At 47.0% G+C, this 15,732-nt stretch carries 14 protein-coding genes; 10 read left to right on the forward strand and 4 right to left on the reverse strand.

Annotated features, from left to right (window positions below):
- Nucleotide 1: 1 nt before the first annotated feature.
- From V1358_RS10565 to V1358_RS10590, 6 genes are read left to right on the forward strand one after another with little or no spacing between them, the layout of a single operon-like run.
- Complete coding sequence (locus V1358_RS10565) at nucleotides 2-2,137, forward strand: chemotaxis protein CheA (protein WP_347393529.1); 2,136 nt, start codon at nucleotides 2-4, stop codon at nucleotides 2,135-2,137.
- Nucleotides 2,134-2,616, forward strand: coding sequence for a chemotaxis protein CheW (locus tag V1358_RS10570; RefSeq protein ID WP_347391311.1), 483 nt, complete (start codon nucleotides 2,134-2,136; stop codon nucleotides 2,614-2,616). The genes V1358_RS10565 and V1358_RS10570 overlap by 4 nt, the downstream gene beginning before the upstream one ends.
- Before the next feature lie 32 nt (nucleotides 2,617-2,648).
- Entirely contained in the window at nucleotides 2,649-5,351 is a 2,703-nt protein-coding gene (locus V1358_RS10575) for a methyl-accepting chemotaxis protein (protein WP_347393530.1), read from the forward strand.
- 57 nt (nucleotides 5,352-5,408) lie between these two features.
- Entirely contained in the window at nucleotides 5,409-6,230 is an 822-nt protein-coding gene (locus tag V1358_RS10580) for a CheR family methyltransferase (RefSeq protein ID WP_347393531.1), read from the forward strand.
- A complete protein-coding gene (cheD, locus tag V1358_RS10585) occupies nucleotides 6,231-6,845 on the forward strand; it encodes a chemoreceptor glutamine deamidase CheD (RefSeq protein WP_347391308.1) in 615 nt (204 codons plus the stop codon). It abuts the gene before it with no gap.
- Nucleotides 6,846-6,859: 14 nt separating this feature from the next.
- The gene (locus V1358_RS10590; protein WP_347393532.1) at nucleotides 6,860-7,897 is read left to right on the forward strand and encodes a protein-glutamate methylesterase/protein-glutamine glutaminase; all 1,038 of its coding nucleotides are present in this window, start codon (nucleotides 6,860-6,862) and stop codon (nucleotides 7,895-7,897) included.
- On the opposite strand, the gene V1358_RS10595 is transcribed toward V1358_RS10590, so the two are convergent.
- A complete protein-coding gene (locus tag V1358_RS10595) occupies nucleotides 7,875-8,915 on the reverse strand; it encodes a polysaccharide deacetylase family protein (protein WP_347393533.1) in 1,041 nt (346 codons plus the stop codon). The genes V1358_RS10590 and V1358_RS10595 overlap by 23 nt on opposite strands.
- On the opposite strand from V1358_RS10595, the gene dinF reads away from it, so the two are divergent.
- Nucleotides 8,895-10,229: an MATE family efflux transporter DinF gene (gene dinF / locus V1358_RS10600; protein ID WP_440589742.1), complete on the forward strand. Its 1,335-nt coding sequence runs from the start codon at nucleotides 8,895-8,897 to the stop codon at nucleotides 10,227-10,229. The two genes, V1358_RS10595 and dinF, sit on opposite strands and share 21 nt — an antisense overlap.
- Here dinF and V1358_RS10605 read toward each other — a convergent pair.
- Nucleotides 10,174-10,470: a hypothetical protein gene (locus V1358_RS10605; protein ID WP_347391305.1), complete on the reverse strand. Its 297-nt coding sequence runs from the start codon at nucleotides 10,468-10,470 to the stop codon at nucleotides 10,174-10,176. The two genes, dinF and V1358_RS10605, sit on opposite strands and share 56 nt — an antisense overlap.
- Entirely contained in the window at nucleotides 10,448-11,023 is a 576-nt protein-coding gene (gene nfuA / locus V1358_RS10610; RefSeq protein ID WP_347391304.1) for a Fe-S biogenesis protein NfuA, read from the reverse strand. Before nfuA ends, V1358_RS10605 begins: the two co-directional genes overlap by 23 nt.
- Nucleotides 11,024-11,174: 151 nt before the next feature.
- Here nfuA and V1358_RS10615 point away from each other — a divergent pair, with 151 nt between their 5' ends.
- A complete protein-coding gene (locus V1358_RS10615; protein ID WP_347393534.1) occupies nucleotides 11,175-13,730 on the forward strand; it encodes a M14 metallopeptidase family protein in 2,556 nt (851 codons plus the stop codon).
- A 43-nt stretch (nucleotides 13,731-13,773) separates the two neighbouring features.
- Here the strand turns inward: V1358_RS10615 and V1358_RS10620 are convergent, their stop codons facing one another.
- Nucleotides 13,774-14,472: a ComF family protein gene (locus V1358_RS10620; RefSeq protein WP_347393535.1), complete on the reverse strand. Its 699-nt coding sequence runs from the start codon at nucleotides 14,470-14,472 to the stop codon at nucleotides 13,774-13,776.
- 92 nt (nucleotides 14,473-14,564) lie between these two features.
- On the opposite strand from V1358_RS10620, the gene bioH reads away from it, so the two are divergent.
- Nucleotides 14,565-15,311 (forward strand): pimeloyl-ACP methyl ester esterase BioH, encoded by a 747-nt coding sequence (gene bioH, locus V1358_RS10625; RefSeq protein WP_347391301.1) that lies wholly within the window; start codon nucleotides 14,565-14,567, stop codon nucleotides 15,309-15,311.
- Nucleotides 15,312-15,420: 109 nt separating this feature from the next.
- Entirely contained in the window at nucleotides 15,421-15,729 is a 309-nt protein-coding gene (locus V1358_RS10630; RefSeq protein WP_347391300.1) for a hypothetical protein, read from the forward strand.
- Nucleotides 15,730-15,732 lie beyond the last annotated feature (3 nt).

Here is a 15,732-nt window from a genome sequence, read left to right on the forward strand (position 1 = left end):
TATGAGTATCGATCTGAGTCAATTTTTTGAAGTCTTCTTTGAAGAAAGTTTTGAAGGCTTGGATGCCATGGAAACGGAGCTTCTAAACCTCACGCCTGGCGATACTGATAGTGAGACGCTCAATACTATTTTTCGTGCTGCGCACTCCATTAAAGGCGGCAGTGGTACCTTCGGGTTCACATCGGTGTCAGACTTTACCCATGTTTTGGAAACCTTGTTGGATCAAATCCGCCAAGGACAACGAGAACTAACCTCTGAACATGTAAACCTACTGCTGCAATCGGTTGATTGCTTGAGAGAAATGTTACGCGCCTTGCAAAGCGAGCAGGAACCCGATCTCACAGTAGCGGGGGAGTTAAAACAAAAATTTGAAGTGATCTTGGGCTTTGCTTCGGCGGTTGAATCCGAAGAGCCGGCTCAATACAGCGCAACCACAGAAAAAGAAACACAAACCTTTCAAATTAACTTCAAACCGCACCATCACTTATTCAAAACCGGCAATGAACCCTTGTATATGCTCAGTGATTTGGCTGAGTTAGGTCATCTAGAGGTGCATGTAGAGTTAGGTGCAATTCCAACGATTGATCAGTTGCAGAGTGATGAGTGTTTTATGTCTTGGCAGTTATTCCTCGAAACCGATGCCAAAAAAGAACAAATAGAAGAAGTATTTGAGTGGGTTGAAGACGACGCCGAGATAGAAATTACTTTATGTGGCGGGTTGTTTGCTGAGCAACAGCAAAGCGCCGATATACAGCCCCAAGCCTTGCCGATTGACGATGAAAGCGACATAGAAGCACCCACGCAAACGCTTGCTGCTAACCCAGCCATAGCGCAAGGAGCAGCTGCAAGTGCGGCTGCAAGTGCGGCTGCAAAAGCTGGAAAACCAGCGAAGAAAGCATCTAGTACTGAGTCCACTTCTATTCGTGTTGGTATTGATAAAATTGACTCGCTTATCAACATGGTCGGGGAGCTCGTCATCACCCAATCAATGCTCAGTCAGTTGAGCGAGCAAGAGATCACTGAGCATACCTTAGCTGCACTGCAAGAGGGGCTCGCGCAATTGGCTCATAACACGCGTGACCTGCAAGAAAATGTTATGCGTATTCGCATGTTGCCCATCAGTTTTGTGTTCAGCCGGTTCCCACGTTTGGTGCGTGATATTTCGCAAAAGCTTAATAAAAATGTGGAATTGAAACTTTTAGGTGAAGGCACTGAGCTTGATAAAACGGTGATGGAGAAGATTTCCGATCCTATGGTGCACTTGGTGCGCAACTCCCTCGACCACGGTTTAGAAACGCCTGAACAGCGCGAAGCTGCTGGTAAAGAGCCTGTAGGCACTGTGACCCTCAATGCCTTCCATCAAGGCGGCAACATCGTCATTGAAATAATGGATGATGGGCGCGGCCTTAACACCGAGAAGATTCGTGAAAAAGCGATCGCCAATGGGTTAATCAACGCGCAAGAAGATCTCACGGAAGAAAAGGTTCATGAGCTTATTTTTGAACCCGGTTTTTCCACTGCTGACGAGGTGAGCGACATATCGGGACGCGGTGTAGGCATGGACGTGGTGAAGTCTAATATCTCGGATTTGAACGGTTCGATTGAGGTTACCTCCAGCGCCGGTGTGGGGTCTACTTTCACCATTCGCTTACCGCTGACGTTGGCGATATTGGACGGGCAGCTAGTACGTGTTGATAAGCATACTTATATCGTGCCGCTGATCTCCATTGTTGAATCATTGCAAATTGATACCGCGAAAGTCAGTACTGTGGGCAGTGGCCTTGAAGTGCTGCGTCTGCGCGATGAATACATCCCGATATTGCGTTTATACAAAATATTCAATCACCCCAATGCCATTACTGAGCTCAGTAAAGCACTGCTTGTTGTGGTGGAAAATGACAATCAGAAAGTGGGTTTGCTGGTAGATGATTTACTGGCGCAACAGCAGGTTGTTATCAAAAGCTTGGAGGCCAATTACCAACGTGTAGATGGCATCTCAGGCGCCACTATTTTGGGTGATGGCCGCGTGTCTTTGATTGTTGATATTGCCGGATTAATTAAGTTAGCAGGGCTGAAAAAGCCAGGCTCACAAGACAGCATGTTAGATGCTGCTCTGCTACAAGAGGAGCAAGCATGAAGGTAGAAGGTATCGATGAGTACATTGTGCTGCAAAACCATCAGGGTGAAGTGCAGCAGTACCTCACATTTATGATGGCAGCAGAGGAATACGGTGTCGATATTCTCAAAGTGCAAGAAATTCGAGGCTGGGAGGAAATTACTGAAATCCCCAATGCGCCTGAGTTTTTAAAAGGGGTGATAAACCTGCGCGGCACCATAGTGCCCATCATTGATTTACGCTTGCGCTTTACCATTGCACACAAAGAATACGGCCCCTTAACTGTGGTCATTATTGTCAAAGAATACGTGGGCGATAAAGAAAAGGTGGTGGGTTTAGTCGTTGATGCTGTGTCTGATGTATACACCATCAACAATGACGATGCGCGCTCAGCCCCAGAGTTTCATGACTCTACGGACAACGAATTCGTAGACAGGCTGGTAAATGTGGGCGACAAGATGGTTATCTTGCTCGATTTACCAAAAATTATTGATTGTTGATACTGAATTAGCACGAACAGGGTGGATTAAAAATGGTCTGGTTTACTAAGGAATCGAAAGATACAGGTGAAGACGCGCTAGTGCTCCAAGCGCTGAACCGCTCGCAGGCGGTGATCGAATTCGAACCCTCGGGTATGATCATTACCGCCAATGATAACTTCCTCAATGTAATGGGTTATCGCCTCGATGAAATTCGCGGTCAACATCATAGAATGTTTGTACCTGCCGATGAGTCATCGAGTCCCGAGTACAGTGCTTTTTGGCAGCGCCTAGGCCGAGGTGAGTTTATCGCCGATGAGTTTAAACGCATCAACAAAAATGGCGATGATGTGTGGATTCAAGCATCTTACAACCCGATATTGGATAAGCAAGGCTGCGTACTCAAAGTGGTGAAAGTGGCCACCGATATCACCCGTAGTAAATTAAAAACAGCCGAATTAGAGGGACAGGTCGATGCCATTGGCCGCTCACAAGCCGTTATTGAGTTCGATCTCAGCGGCAACATCCTCAACGCCAATGACAACTTCTTGCAGACCATGGGTTATCAACTCAATGAAATCAAAGGCCAACATCATCGCATGTTTGTGACCCCTGAATATGCTGCAAGTCCTGAGTACAGTGATTTTTGGCAGCGTTTAGCTCGCGGTGAATATAACAGCGGTCAATATCAACGTGTTGGTAAAGGTGGCAAAGAAGTATGGATACAAGCTTCTTACAACCCGATTCTCGATATGACGGGCAAACCCATCAAGGTTGTTAAATACGCCAACGATATTACACAGCAGCGTGCAGAGCAGCTTAAAGCCAAAGAATCAGCCAAGTTAGTTAATGCACTGAAAGTGTGTCAGGCCAATGTGATGATGGCCAACAATGACCTTGAAATCGTCTACGTGAACGACCAAGTATTGAAGATGCTGCGTAATCGTGAGGCGCAGTTGCAAACTGTGTTGCCGAACTTTAAGGTCAGCTCACTCATTGGTACCTGTGTGGATGATTTCCACAAAAATCCAGCGCACCAACGCGGCATGCTCGCGCGCCTTAACGAACCATACAATACTAACCTCAAGTTGGCTGGGCTTACCTTCAACTTGATTGCCACACCTTGGTTTGACCTCGATGGTAACCGTCTGGGCACCATAGTTGAATGGCAGGATATTACTGAAGAGCTCGCACGCTCTGAACACGAGAAGCAAACAGCAAAAGAAAACTTACGTGTTCGTCATGCCCTCGATAACGTTGCCACCAACACCATGATTGCCGATGCTGAGCACAACATAGTGTATATGAACAAAGCGGTGGTCAATATGATGCGCAATGCCGAACAGGATTTGCGCCGAGACTTGCCGAATTTTGACAGCAATAATTTGATTGGCCAGAACATCGATGTGTTCCACAAAAATCCTGCGCACCAACGCGGTATGTTGGCGAAACTCTCTAGTACTTATCGCACTCAAATCGTGGTCGGTGGGCGCACGTTCTCTTTGATAGCTAACCCCATCATGACCGAAGAAGGTGAACGAGCGGGCACCGTAGTTGAATGGTCTGATAGAACGGCGGAAGTAGCGATTGAAGGTGAAATCAACAAGTTAGTTAATGCAGCGCGAGGCGGTGAGTTAGATGCTCGTGTGAGCGTTGATGGTAAAGATGGCTTCTTCTTACGCTTGTCTGAAGGATTAAATGAATTAGTGAGTGTGGTCGACGATGCGGTTGCTGAGACCGCAATCATGCTCGATGCACTGGCGCATGGTGATCTCACTAAGCGTATTGACCGAGACTTCCAAGGTGCCTTTGAGAAACTCAAACGCGATGCTAACAGCACTGCAGATAAACTGACTGAAGTAATCGACAAAGTAAGCGGCTCTGCGAATTTAGTGGCGACTGGGGCGGAAGAGATTTCGCAAGGTAACACCGATTTGAGTCAACGTACCGAAGAGCAAGCGTCATCCCTTGAAGAAACTGCATCTAGTATGGAAGAGATGACCAGTACGGTTCGTCAAAACGCTGATAACGCTAAAGTAGCCAGTGAGTTGGCAGCGCAAACCTGCGATAAAGCGAAGCACGGTGGTGAAGTCGTGAATCGCGCCGTCACCGGTATGGCTGAAATCAATGAATCGAGTAAGAAGATTGCTGACATCATAGGTGTAATCGACGAAATAGCATTCCAAACTAACTTACTTGCGCTAAACGCTGCGGTTGAGGCTGCGCGGGCGGGAGAGCAAGGTCGCGGCTTTGCGGTGGTTGCGGGTGAAGTGCGTAATTTGGCACAGCGCTCTGCGGGTGCGGCGAAAGAGATTAAAGAGCTGATCCGTGACAGTGTCGGTAAAGTTGAAGATGGTTCAACATTGGTGAATGAGTCTGGCGCGACGCTCCAAGACATTGTTGAGTCGGTGCAACGTGTATCACAGATGATTGCTGATATTTCACAAGCTTCAGCAGAGCAAAGCTCGGGTATTGAACAAGTGAATAAAGCGGTGGCGCAGATGGATGAAATGACGCAACAAAATGCCGCACTTGTAGAGCAAGCATCGGCGGCGAGTGAATCCATGGCAGAGCAAGCCAATAGTATGCGTCAGATGTTGAGCTTCTTCTCCGTGAATATGTCTTCGGGGCTACCGGACTCACGTCCAGTTGCTCCGCCTGTGAAGCGGTTGAATGGTTCGACTTCACGTACCACGCCCAACCCGCCAGCGGGTAACAACTTCGTCGATGACGGCGATGAATGGGAAGAGTTTTAACGACTAACTTGAGACGCGCCGCAAAGGCGCCTGTTAAACGTGAATTAGGGCTCGGAAATGGCGGAATTTACCTTTACGGATAAAGATTTTAAGAATATTTCCGAGCGCGTTTATCAGGCGTGTGGCATCGTTCTTGGTCCTCATAAACGAGAAATGGTGTATTCGCGACTAGCGAAGCGTTTACGCCAGTTTGGTTTCACCCAGTTTAGTCAGTATCTTGAATATTTAGATGGTCATGCAGGAGATGAATTTAGCAACTTCATCAATGCATTGACCACTAACCTCACGTCGTTTTACCGCGAGAAACATCACTTCGATTATCTGGAAAAAGTATTACTACCTAAGCTGTTAAAAGACAACGCAGCGAATCGCAAAATCCGTATTTGGTCAGCGGGATGTTCCACGGGTGAGGAGCCTTACTCGATTGCGATGTCGGTTGCAAAAGTGTGCCCGCGAGCCGGTTGGGACATTAAAATTTTGGCCACCGATTTAGACTCCAATGTGTTAGCAACAGCGCAGCAAGGGGTGTATAACCAACGCCAAATCACAGGGATACCTGAGCCCCTGATCAAACAGTGGTTTTTGAAAAGTCGCCATGGCGATCAACTGAAAGTAAAACCCGCGCTGCAAAAATACATTACTTTCAAGCGTTTGAATTTATTAGAACCTTGGCCAATGAAAGGCCAGTTTGACGTTATTTTTTGCCGCAACGTGGTGATTTACTTTGATAAAACCACCAAAGAATATTTGTACGATCAGTTTGCTCAGCGGCTAACAAATCACGGTCATTTATTTTTAGGACACTCTGAAAGTATGGGTAAAGATCAGCACCAGTTTCGTAATCTCGGTCGTACCATGTATGTAAAGGCGCATACGTAAATGCATGCCTTTCATCCTACGCTGGCTGGCTTCGAGCACGTAAAACGGTTCTGGGATTCAAGTCGACACAAGGTCATGGCGAAGGTCTTGCCTGGGGAGTTTTATGTCACCAAGCATGATGAGTTAATCTCCACAGTACTTGGGTCGTGTATTGCTGCGTGCATCTACGACCCAGTGATGGGTATCGGTGGCATGAATCACTTTATGCTCCCGACGTCTTTAAAGTTTGATGAAATAGACCCTGATAATACCGACTGTCGCTATGGCAACTGGGCGATGGAGATCTTGGTTAATGAGATCATTAAAAATGGTGGCAGTCGTAAGAACTTAAAGGTAAAGCTGTTTGGTGGGGGTAAAATTATTCGTTCAATGACCGATGTAGGCCTAGGTAATATTCGTTTTGCTAACGCCTACGTAAAGGAGGAAGGGCTTAACCTTGTGGCTCATGATGTGGGTGGGCCATGGCCCAGAAAAATCATTTTTCACCCAGAAACTGGGAGTGTTAAGATGAAAAAACTACAGACCATGCACAACGATACAATTCAAAAACGTGAACTTAAATACCTTCACGATATTGAAACGCAAGATACGAGCACGGATATTGAGCTGTTTTAAGGGCGCAGAGCACTATGATTCGAGTATTGATAGTTGATGATTCCCCGCTAATTCAATCACTGTTGACTGAAATTATCGGTCAAACTGCGGATATGGAAGTGGTTGCCTGTGCCAGCGATCCTTATCAAGCACGCGAGCTCATCAAGCAGCACAATCCTGACGTGCTGACTTTGGACGTTGAAATGCCGAAAATGGATGGCATTAGCTTCTTGAAAAACCTCATGCGTTTGCGTCCTATGCCTGTAGTGATGATCTCGACGTTAACGCAACAAGGTGCACCGATTACCTTGGAAGCGCTGGAAATCGGCGCGGTGGATTTTGTGGCCAAGCCAACCGCCAATGTGGCAGATGAAATGCACTCCTATGCGCAAATGTTGCAGCAGAAAGTGCGCACAGCAGCGGGGGCGAATGTGCGTCGTCATGCTAAAGCGAGCCCACAGCCGAGTCGAAGTAGCGCCGATCAGCATATTGAATTTAAACTCAGTCAGTTAATCGCAATCGGTGCGTCGACCGGTGGTACCGAAGCAATTAAAGAAGTGATTACTCGCTTACCAGCAAACTTTCCACCTGTGGTAATCACTCAGCATATTCCGCCTGTTTTCAGTAAGTCTTTTGCCACCCGAATGGACTCCATGTGTGCAATGACAGTGCACGAGGCTGAAGATGGCCAACAGATCAAGACCGGCAATATTTATATAGCCCCAGGTGGCGAGCATCTTTTACTTGAGCGTAATGGCGGCAAGATAGTGTGTCGTTTGTCCTCGGCCCCGCCGGTGAATCGTCATCGCCCTGCGGTGGATGTAATGTTTAACTCTATCGTCGAGCAGGAACTAGCAAAACGAACTTGCGCAGTGCTGCTAACAGGGATGGGGGCGGATGGTGCTCAAGGCTTATTGAATTTGCGTCGTTCCGGTGCGGTTACCGCAGCACAAGATCAAGCCAGTTCTGTGGTGTGGGGAATGCCGAAGGCCGCGATTGATCTTGGCGCGGCCCGTGACACGGTGAGTTTGCAAGAATGTGCGTCTTGGCTTATTCAGCAGGCGAAGAAGTGATCACCCAAGGCTGTGAAAACCAATAGTAGCGACCCGCTTGGCCTTTCACCGGCGCAGTACAGTTATAGCGTGCACGCCCCTGTGCTAATGGCTGTTGTGCGACAATCTTAGCGACATTACCCTCTTCCCATTGTACATCGGCGCGGCCTTGGCCAGAGACATAACAGGCAAACTGCGCGTTAGCGAATGGTTTTTCTGTGAACTCAATGCGCAATTGCGGTTGGGTGTCAGTGGTCACTGTGTCTAAATAGTCTAGTTTGGCAATATTAAAGGGCTGCGACGCTAATTTAGTGCCCAGTGTTTCAAGGTCTGCATAGAAGCCGGATGCAGGAAAACGAGGTAAACGAGTCATATCGTTATTTTCACTCAGAGCTCCGGAGTGTTGGCCGATGCCCACATAGCCAAGCTCTTTGACTAACTCTTGCAATGCTCGGTCAAACTCTCCATAAGGGTAAGCAAGGTACTTAACGCTGTAGCCTAACTCTTGCTCAATACGACGCTCAGCGGTGGTGATGTCTTCTTTGATACGCTCTTGCCACTGCTTTTGTGTTTCCCCAGCCAGTTTGTGATGTAAATAATCATGGCGGCTGCTGTGATTGGCAATTAATGCGCCTTGTTTACTTAGGGTACGCAGCTGCTCCCACGTCATGACATAGCCTTTGCCGTCATCGATAAGCGCCGGGTTTACGAAGATAGTGTAGGGATAATTAAATTCAGCCAAGATAGGCGCTGCTTGTTCAATATTGTTGTCGTAGCCATCATCAAAGGTGATCGCCACAGTTTTATCTGGGAAGGTTTGGCCTTCGCGCAGGCCGTCAATCAAGGTATCAAGGGCTACAACATTGAATTTTTTTTGCTGTAAATACAGCAAATGGGCACGAAATGTATCGCTTTCAACGCTGGTTACCTTGGGCAAGGTTTTACTTACATGATGATACTGTAGAATAACCGCTGCTTGTGTCGATGCGCTGCAAAGAGCGACTAAAGAGAAAAATAAATGGGACAACTTTCTAAACATAATAAGACTCACCATAAAAGCTTATTGTTGCTCGCTGGGCCTATGATTCTATCGAACATCACTGTGCCTTTACTAGGGCTAGTTGATACTGCGGTCATCGGTCACCTAGGGAGCGCCCATTATTTAGCAGGGATCGCGCTCGGTGCAACGGTTATTTCCATGCTGTTCTGGCTGGTGGGTTTTTTACGCATGAGCACCACAGGCTTGATTGCATCTGCTTTCGGTGCCAACGATAAATCGGCCTTGGTGAGCTCACTGCAAAAAAGTGTGTGTCTGGCGTTGTTGGTGGCAGGGTTGCTTTTGCTGCTGCAATACCCCATCGCCAACGTCATGGCTATGTTGTCGGATGCGTCCCAGCAGACTCTCACCCAAGCCTTTAACTATTTCCATATTCGTATCTACAGCGCGCCTGCTGCACTGGTCAATTTAGTGCTATTAGGGTGGATGTTAGGAGTGCAATATGGACGAGGACCATTTTATTTAGTGCTGCTCACCAATATGGTCAATATTGTGCTCGATGTCTTCTTTGTTATCGGCTTAGGATTGGAGGTCAAGGGAGCGGCGTTGGCGTCTGTAATTGCCGACTATTGCGCACTCATATTTGCGTTGTGGATGGTTGCTCGCTTGTTCGTAAAACTTGGGCTAACTTGGACATGGCCAACATCACTCAAAGTGCTTGATATCGGTGCTTTGCTGCGCCTCAATGGCGATATATTCTTCCGCTCCTTAATGCTGCAATTGTGTTTTAGTTTTATGACCTTTTACGGTGCCCGTATCGGCGATACGGTGCTTGCAGCCAACGCGGTACTGATGAATTTTCTCCTGCTTATCAGCTTCGCGATGGACGGTATCGCCTATGCGTCAGAAGCGAAAGTGGGCCAAGCGCGTGGCGCCAAAAAGGCGGGTGACGTGCATATGTGGGTAACCATCAGCGTGCAATGGGGCGCTGTCTTTGCCATCGTTTATGCGTTGTTCTTCTTCGTCGCTGGCGAGCATATTATTCGTCTACTTACCGATGTGCCTGCGGTGAATGAGTTAGCGATTGACTACCTGCCTTGGCTGATTGTCATGCCTTTATTGGCGATGGCCTGTTTTATTTTCGATGGTGTATTTGTTGGTTTGATGCGAGCGAAAGATATGCGTAACACCATGATTCTATCAGCAGTGGTTGGGTTTTTCGGGGTATTTCTACTAACTCAGCAGTGGGGAAATCACGCTCTGTGGTCAGCGATGAGTGCATTTATGGCGATGCGCGGAATTACTTTGGTAATTCGTTATCGTCAGTTGGTAGGTGCACATCAGTTACTGCAATAACTTGTGCAAAACGATTTGCGAATATGCCGAGATAGCCCCAAGCAGCAAAAAACAGTGCCACAGCAAGCACAGCTAAACCGGGAATTTGTAACCAAGGCTGATAAGCATAACCGCCAAGAATTAACGCTACCGCAATAGCGAATAAACCAAGCCCAGTGAAGAAACGCTTGAGGCTCAGCTTGGGCTCAGAGCCCAAGCGATATACCAAGGATTTGAACTTAGTAGTATGAGTGGTCGCCACGGTTGTGCTCAGTAATGTCACGGACGCCAGTGATCTCTTCGAACTTCTCGATCATCTCTTTCTCGATACCGTCTTTAAGTGTAACGTCGATCATCGAACAACCATTACAACCGCCACCAAATTGCAGAACAGCGATGCCTTCAGCTGTAATCTCAACCAGCTGTACTTGGCCGCCGTGGTTCGCTAATTGTGGGTTCACTTCTGTTACTAGCATGTGCTCAACGCGCTCCTCTAACGACGCATCGTTAGATAATTTTCGCGCTTTCGCGTTTGGTGCTTTTAACGTTAATTGAGTGCCCATCTTGTCAGTTACGAAGTCGATTTCAGCTTCTTCTAAAAACGGTGCACTTTCTTTATCAACAACCGCATCAAACCCATTAAAGTTAAGGCGGATATCGTCTTCTTCAACCGCATCAGCAGGGCAGTAAGAAACGCCACACTCAGCTTGCGAAGTGCCAGGGTTAACAACGAAAACGCGGATATTCGTACCATCTGCTTGTTCTGAAAGCAGTTTTGCAAAGTGACTTTGCGCAGTTTCTGAAATTGTGATCATAGTAACAACACTATACTTGACTGTTTTACTCGGTTAATCGCTATGATACTCCGCTCATCGCGTTGCCGCCAGTGTTGAACGTAAAAAGTTGGCTTAATTTTCAGCCAATGGTAGCGTGCATATATGGTTTTTTAATTAGCTAACTATACCCATGCGCCAAATTTTCATTTTATTATTTCTTGTTGTCTGTACCTCAGTAGGCGCCAAACCACTGAGTTATTATTTCGATGAAGATATTCAGTTTGATCCTAAGGTTCCCACCCCTGAGTCTGTATTAGGCTATGAAGTGGGTGAGTGGCATGTTCGCCATGATCAACTGGTGTATTACATGCGTGAACTAGCACAGCATAGTGATCGCGTGAATATTCAAACAATTGGTTATACCCATGAGCAGCGTCCGCTGGTCATGCTTACTATTACTAAGCCTGAGCGTCTTGGTAACATTGACCAAGTGCGCCAAGCGCATTTAGAGCGTGTTAACGGTAACAGTGCCGTCACTGCTGATGCACCTGCGGTGATGTACATGGGTTATAGTGTGCACGGCAATGAGCCTTCGGGCAGCAATGCGTCGTTATTAGTGGCCTATTATTTGGCGGCTGCGCAAGACAAACGTGTAGAACAGCTGCTTGAGCACAGTGTTATCTTGTTAGACCCGTCGTTGAACCCAGATGGTTTAGCGCGCTTTGCAAGTTGGGCTAACTCAAACCGTGCGATGATCCCAAGTGCAGATCCAGAAACACGTGAGCATAATGAAAATTGGCCTCGCAGTCGCACCAACCACTATTGGTTCGACTTAAACCGTGACTGGTTGTTGTTGCAACACCCTGAGTCGCGTGCTCGTATTGCGCAATTCCAAGCGTGGCAACCGAATGTGTTGACCGACTTCCATGAAATGGGTCCAAATAGCACGTTCTTTTTCCAACCAGGTATTCCGTCACGTAAAAACCCGCTGACGCCAGATGAAAATGTCGATTTGACGAAAACAATTGCGACACACCATGCGCGTATTTTAGATAAACACGACCGCTTGTATTTCACTGAAGAAGCATTTGATGACTTTTATGTCGGTAAAGGCTCAACCTATCCAGATATCAACGGCAGTATCGGTATCCTGTTTGAACAAGGAAGCAGCCGTGGTCATGTTCAAGACACCATCAATGGTCGTTTAGAATTCCCATTTACCATTAAAAATCAATTGCTCACGAACTTCTCAACCTTTGACGCGGTACTGGAAAATCGCCAAAAGTTGTTAACTTACCAACAGGACTTCTTTAAAGAGTCAACGAAATTGGCGGATAAGGACAAGGTTAAAGGGTACGTCGTCAGTGCGCCGAAAGACCCAACGCGTTTGGCTTACTTCTTGTCGATTCTGGAACAACATCAGATTAATGCATATGCACTGACTGAGCCGACGACCGTTGAGAAGCAAGAATTTGATGCGCAGAACAGTTACTACGTGCCACTGGACCAGCGCCAGTATCGCTTAATTAAAGCCATGTTCACTGAGCAGCAAAACTTTGTCGATAACACGTTTTACGATGTATCTGGTTGGACATTAGCACATGCATTCAATCTTGAGTTTAAACCGCTAAGCAGTGCGTGGGGATTGGAAGTTGAAGACCAAGCTTGGTCTGCAGACACGCCAAAATCGCAGGCACAACCTCTTAACCGACACTATGCATTCGCGTTTGAGTGGTATGACTATCATGCGCCAAAGTTACTGACTAAGTTATTGCAACAAGGTGTTGAAGCTCGTGTTGCCCTCTCAGGCTTTACCGCAAACAGTGATGGTGAGCAGCGCGACCTTGCTCCGGGTACTATTGTGATCCCAGCAGGCATTCAAAAGCGTGATGATTGGCTAGCCGTGCTCAACTCTGTGAGCGCTGAGTTTGCTATTGATGTGTTTGGTATCAATTCAGGTTTAACCAGTAAAGGTGTGGACTTGGGTTCTCGCCAACTAGCGCCTGTGACTTTACCGAAAGTATTGCTGGTTGGTGGTGAGCCTGCGAGCCAATATGAAGTAGGCGAGTTATGGTACTACCTAGACCGCCATGTTGGTTTAGCGCCAAGCATTATCGAAGCTGACAACCTAACCCGTGTTGACCTTGATAACTACACTCATATTGTATTTTCCCAAGGTCGTTACGGGAGCTTATCTAAATCATTTAAATCACAACTGCAAACTTGGGTGCAAGCCGGTGGTGTAGTTTGGGGTCATAAAGGTGGTGCTCAATTCCTAGCAGATGAACAAATCTTAAAAGCGAGCTATTTATCTCGCAAGGATATGGCTGCGGCATTCTCCACAGAAGGCTTACATTATGGTGATAAAGATATGCTGGCGGGCAAACAGCGTATTGCCGGTGCCATCTTCGACACGCAGGTTGATTTGACGCACCCATTGAGCTTCTCACTGACTCGTGAATCACTACCAGTGTTTAAAAACAGCACCTTCCTATTGGAGCAGTCTGCTGCACCTTTTGTGAATGTAGCTACATACTCAGAGAAACCTTTGCTAGCAGGTTTCACCGATGAGAACAACGTTGCACAAATCGCAAATGGTGGGGCTATTTTAGCGCACAGTTATGGCCGTGGAACCGTTGTTGCTATGAGTGACAATCCTGTTTTCCGTGGTTTCTGGTATGGCACAAGCCGTATTTTTAGTAACGCGTTATTCTTTGGTGAGCACGTTGAGGCTTATGCTGAATAATCGCTAGATAAGTTGAATAGAAGCCGGCCGAGTGCCGGCTTTTTTATTGCACCGTTTCTTTGGGAGTTAAGCACACGACCCAAGCGGAGACTGATGAGGCACCCGCCTGTTTGAGTACTCTGGCTGCAGCATTGATTGTCGAACCGGTTGTTAGTACGTCATCAATAATCGCTACGTGTTGGTTGTGTAATGTCTTATTCGTAGAAAAAGCATGTCCAAGATTGCGGCGCCTTTGTTGGGCGTTGAGTTTAGCCTGCGGCCTATAGCTGGTGCGTCGATCTAATATGTTCACGTCAAACAGCGACTGAGGCAGTACTTCTTGCCATAGTTGCACGACTTGATTGAAGCCGCGCCACACTAGCCGAGAAGGGGTAAGCGGAATGACTGTAGCTGTATCGGGCCATGACCAAGTGGCCGTCATTGATAGTCGCGCGAACTGCTGTGCCAACAATTGCGACACTGCGCGCTGGCAATATGCTCGTTGCTCATACTTAAATTGTTTGAGCCACAGTGACAGCGGAGGGCGATACCAATCCAACGCGACGAGATGGTCAACGTCTGGTAATGAAAATTGCCGCTGCACATCAGCGCGCAGGAGTAGATTTGTTTCGCCTTGGTCAGTTAGCGCCGTAAATTGCGCGCAACAATAATCGCAGAGTTGTTGCGCTGGCCTTAGTGACTGATGGCAAAGCTTACAATGTTGAGGAAATAACCACGCGCAGGCTTTTGTAAATGCGTCCATTGCATAACCCTTTATTCCCGTTAATAATGCATGTGTGTGTTTAATTAGGTGCTTACAAGCACCTTGATAATAGTGGATGCGGAACAGGTAGAATGCAAAAACAATTGGTATTACTTCATGGCTGGGGAATGAATCGAGAGGTGTGGGATTTAATTCATCCAGAGTTACGCTTCGTATTTGATGGTGAAGTAAAAGCCTTTGATTTGCCTGGTTATGGCTATGACCACGCGAGCAATTACCCCGGTGCTAAATTCGACTTGCATGGCATGGCGGAATCTTTGTCCGAAAAGTTGCATGACAACAGTATTGTTATGGGTTGGTCGCTCGGTGGTTTAGTGGCTTTGTATCTAGCTCATTTTTACCCGCAAAAAGTTAGTAAAGTCATACTTGTCGCATCAACGCCGTTCTTTGCTCAATCAGAGGATTGGCCAGGCATCAAGCTCAGTGTGTTAGAAGACTTCAACCAACAACTTATCGATAACAGTGCGAAAACCATTGAACGATTTTTAGCGATTCAAGCTATGGGAAGCCAGTCTGCTCGACAAGATATCAAGCAGCTTAAAGGGCTGATCCAACAGGCGCCGGCGACAGACAGCGAGGTGCTCAAGCAAGGCCTAGATATTTTAGAAAACCAAGACTTGCGTCAAGAATTCGCAAAGCTACCTCAACCTATCAGTGCGATATTCGGGCGCTTAGATGCTCTGGTGCCATACAAAGCGATAGAGCAAATGCAGCATTTGCGACCTGAGTTGGATATCGCCGTCATAGATAAAGCCTCTCACGCTCCCTTTATTTCTCATAAAGAAGAATTCATAGCTGTTTTAAAATCAATGCTTTGAGTGCGTGGGGCTTGATGCATGCGTGTAATCACTGGGTTTTTCTTTATTTAGTATGATTTTTGCGCAATAATGACATGTAAGTGTAAATGGATGAGTGTGAGGTTTTCTTATGCCTATAGGCGCAGTATTTAATGCCGGTGTAGAAGGATTTAACCGCGCTCAACAAGATGTTCAACAAGCAACCGTGAACATTAACCGAGCAACCATTGATCAACAAAGTCAGCAAGAGCTGCAAAATGAGCGTCAGTTGCAAGGTGCTAATACAGGTGAAGCAATCACTGCACCTGTTGCTGAAACACCGCGTATTGAGGAAGAAATCGTTAATCTTAAAGTTGCCGAGTTTGCCGCCAAAGCGAATGCCAAAACTATTCAAACCGCGGACGAAGTGCTCGGGACTATCGTTGATATTCGAGCTTAGAAT

Source organism: Pseudoalteromonas pernae (assembly GCF_039831865.1).
Taxonomy (GTDB): domain Bacteria; phylum Pseudomonadota; class Gammaproteobacteria; order Enterobacterales; family Alteromonadaceae; genus Pseudoalteromonas; species Pseudoalteromonas pernae.

Excerpts from the sequence above, each read along its gene's own strand:
- V1358_RS10565 (WP_347393529.1), top strand. The coding sequence starts at position 2 with ATGAGTATCGATCTGAGTCAATTTTTTGAAGTCTTCTTTGAAGAAAGT.
- V1358_RS10570 (WP_347391311.1), top strand. The coding sequence starts at position 2,134 with ATGAAGGTAGAAGGTATCGATGAGTACATTGTGCTGCAAAACCATCAG.
- V1358_RS10575 (WP_347393530.1), top strand. The coding sequence starts at position 2,649 with ATGGTCTGGTTTACTAAGGAATCGAAAGATACAGGTGAAGACGCGCTA.
- V1358_RS10580 (WP_347393531.1), top strand. The coding sequence starts at position 5,409 with ATGGCGGAATTTACCTTTACGGATAAAGATTTTAAGAATATTTCCGAG.
- cheD (WP_347391308.1), top strand. The coding sequence starts at position 6,231 with ATGCATGCCTTTCATCCTACGCTGGCTGGCTTCGAGCACGTAAAACGG.
- V1358_RS10590 (WP_347393532.1), top strand. The coding sequence starts at position 6,860 with ATGATTCGAGTATTGATAGTTGATGATTCCCCGCTAATTCAATCACTG.
- dinF (WP_440589742.1), top strand. The coding sequence starts at position 8,895 with ATGGGACAACTTTCTAAACATAATAAGACTCACCATAAAAGCTTATTG.
- V1358_RS10595 (WP_347393533.1), bottom strand. The coding sequence starts at position 8,915 with ATGTTTAGAAAGTTGTCCCATTTATTTTTCTCTTTAGTCGCTCTTTGC.
- nfuA (WP_347391304.1), bottom strand. The coding sequence starts at position 11,023 with ATGATCACAATTTCAGAAACTGCGCAAAGTCACTTTGCAAAACTGCTT.
- V1358_RS10615 (WP_347393534.1), top strand. The coding sequence starts at position 11,175 with ATGCGCCAAATTTTCATTTTATTATTTCTTGTTGTCTGTACCTCAGTA.
- V1358_RS10620 (WP_347393535.1), bottom strand. The coding sequence starts at position 14,472 with ATGGACGCATTTACAAAAGCCTGCGCGTGGTTATTTCCTCAACATTGT.
- bioH (WP_347391301.1), top strand. The coding sequence starts at position 14,565 with ATGCAAAAACAATTGGTATTACTTCATGGCTGGGGAATGAATCGAGAG.
- V1358_RS10630 (WP_347391300.1), top strand. The coding sequence starts at position 15,421 with ATGCCTATAGGCGCAGTATTTAATGCCGGTGTAGAAGGATTTAACCGC.